The organism is Paucilactobacillus salsurae (assembly GCF_054784995.1).
Genome location: NZ_BAAHWX010000023.1, coordinates 2134 through 5211 on the forward strand (window position 1 = coordinate 2134; position 3078 = coordinate 5211).

1 rRNA gene is annotated in these 3078 nt (G+C 50.1%); it reads left to right on the forward strand.

From position 1 onward, the window contains the following. The first annotated feature begins 129 nt into the window (after positions 1-129). Positions 130-3054, forward strand: a 23S ribosomal RNA gene (locus ACYVQZ_RS09890). Positions 3055-3078 lie beyond the last annotated feature (24 nt).

The window sequence follows — 3078 nt, forward strand, 5'->3', positions numbered from 1 at the left end:
TGAACTTGTACTTTGAAAACTAAATAGTATCAATTTTTTTCAAACAACCGAGAACACCGCGTTATTTGAGTTTAACAAGAATTTATATCGCATATTACTCAATTAACCAGATTAACGAAGTTAATCATAGGTTAAGTTATAAAGGGCGCATGGTGAATGCCTTGGTACTAGGAGCCGATGAAGGACGGGACTAACACCGATATGCTTCGGGGAGTGGTAAGTACACTTTGATCCGGAGATTTCCGAATGGGGCAACCCAACCAACTTAGTCGTTGGTTACTGACTTAGTGAATACATAGCTAAGCAGAGGTAGACGCAGTGAACTGAAACATCTCATTAGCTGCAGGAAGAGAAAGAAAAATCGATTCCCTGAGTAGCGGCGAGCGAAACGGGAAAAGCCCAAACCATCAGGCTTGCCTGGTGGGGTTGTAGGACTGAACATTTGAGTTACCAAAGACGAACGTAGACGAATCAGCTGGGAAGCTGAACCAGAGACGGTGATAGTCCGGTAGTCGAAACGTGAATCTCTCAGTTCAGGATCCTGAGTACGGCGGAACACGTGAAATTCCGTCGGAATCCGGGAGGACCATCTCCCAAGGCTAAATACTCCCTAGTGACCGATAGTGAACCAGTACCGTGAGGGAAAGGTGAAAAGCACCCCGGAAGGGGAGTGAAATAGTTCCTGAAACCATGTGCCTACAATCAGTTGGAGCCCGTTAATGGGTGACAGCGTGCCTTTTGTAGAATGAACCGGCGAGTTACGATTGCGTGCAAGGTTAAGACGACAAAGTCGGAGCCGTAGCGAAAGCGAGTCTGAAATGGGCGACTAAGTACGTAGTTGTAGACCCGAAACCAGGTGACCTACCCATGTCCAGGTTGAAGGTGCGGTAAAGCGCACTGGAGGACCGAACCCGTGTCAGTTGAAAATGGCTGGGATGAGGTGTGGGTAGCGGTGAAATTCCAAACGAACTTGGAGATAGCTGGTTCTCTCCGAAATAGCTTTAGGGCTAGCCTCGGAAGAAGAATCGTGGAGGTAGAGCACTGTTTGGACTAGGGGCCCGTCATGGGTTACTGAATTCAGATAAACTCCGAATGCCACAGATTTAATTATCCGGGAGTCAGACGGTGAGTGATAAGATCCATCGTCGAAAGGGGAACAGCCCAGATCACCAGTTAAGGTCCCAAAATATATGCTAAGTGGAAAAGGATGTGGAGTTGCATAGACAACTAGGATGTTGGCTCAGAAGCAGCCACCATTTAAAGAGTGCGTAATAGCTCACTAGTCGAGTGATCCTGCGCCGAAAATGTACCGGGGCTAAGCATATTACCGAAACTGTGGATGCATCCTTTGGATGCGTGATAGGAGAGCGTTCTAAGGGCAATGAAGTCAGACCGTGAGGACTGGTGGAGCGCTTAGAAGTGAGAATGCCGGTATGAGTAGCGAAAGACAGGTGAGAATCCTGTCCACCGAATGACTAAGGTTTCCTGGGGAAGGCTCGTCCTCCCAGGGTAAGTCGGGACCTAAGGCGAGGCCGAAAGGCGTAGTCGATGGATAACAGGTTGAGATTCCTGTACCAGTTAACTGTGTTTGAGCAATGGAGGGACGCAGGAGGCTAAGTGAACCAGACTGTTGGATATGTCTGGCTAAGCGACAAGTCTTGATCAGAGTCAAATGCTTTGATCTCTAAGGACAAGTTGTGATAGGTAGCGAAATTTAAGTAGCGAAGTCACTGATGTCACACTGCCGAGAAAAGCTTCTAGTGAATAGTTAACTGCCCGTACCGCAAACCGACACAGGTAGTCGAGGAGAGAATCCTAAGGTGAGCGAGTGAACTCTCGTTAAGGAACTCGGCAAAATGACCCCGTAACTTCGGGAGAAGGGGTGCTGCACTAACGTGCAGCCGCAGTGAATAGGCCCAGGCGACTGTTTATCAAAAACACAGGTTTCTGCAAAATCGAAAGATGAAGTATAGGGGCTGACGCCTGCCCGGTGCTGGAAGGTTAAAAGGATGGGTTAGCTTCGGCGAAGCTCAGAATTGAAGCCCCAGTAAACGGCGGCCGTAACTATAACGGTCCTAAGGTAGCGAAATTCCTTGTCGGGTAAGTTCCGACCCGCACGAAAGGCGTAACGATCTGGGCACTGTCTCAACGAGAGACTCGGTGAAATTGAAGTACCTGTGAAGATGCAGGTTACCCGCGACAGGACGGAAAGACCCCATGGAGCTTTACTGTAGCTTGATATTGAGTGTTTGTACCGCTTGTACAGGATAGGTAGGAGCCGTAGAAACCGGAACGCTAGTTTCGGTGGAGGCATTGGTGGGATACTACCCTCGCTGTATGACCACTCTAACCCGCGCCACTCAACGTGGCGGGAGACAGTGTCAGGTGGGCAGTTTGACTGGGGCGGTCGCCTCCTAAAAAGTAACGGAGGCGCCCAAAGGTTCCCTCAGAATGGTTGGAAATCATTCGCAGAGTGTAAAGGCACAAGGGAGCTTGACTGCGAGACAGACAGGTCGAGCAGGGACGAAAGTCGGGCTTAGTGATCCGGTGGTACCGTATGGAAGGGCCATCGCTCAACGGATAAAAGCTACCCTGGGGATAACAGGCTTATCTCCCCCAAGAGTCCACATCGACGGGGAGGTTTGGCACCTCGATGTCGGCTCATCGCATCCTGGGGCTGTAGTCGGTCCCAAGGGTTGGGCTGTTCGCCCATTAAAGCGGTACGCGAGCTGGGTTCAGAACGTCGTGAGACAGTTCGGTCCCTATCCGTCGCGGGCGTAGGAAATTTGAGAGGAGCTGTCCTTAGTACGAGAGGACCGGGATGGACATACCGCTGGTGTACCAGTTGTACCGCCAGGTGCATAGCTGGGTAGCTACGTATGGATGAGATAAACGCTGAAAGCATCTAAGTGTGAAACTCGCCTCGAGATGAGATTTCCCATCTTCCTTCGGGAAGAGTAAGACCCCTCAGAGATGATGAGGTAGATAGGTTGGAAGTGGAAGTGCAGTGATGCATGGAGCGGACCAATACTAATCGGTCGAGGACTTAACCACAAAGTGGTGTCCGGTTAAGAAAAA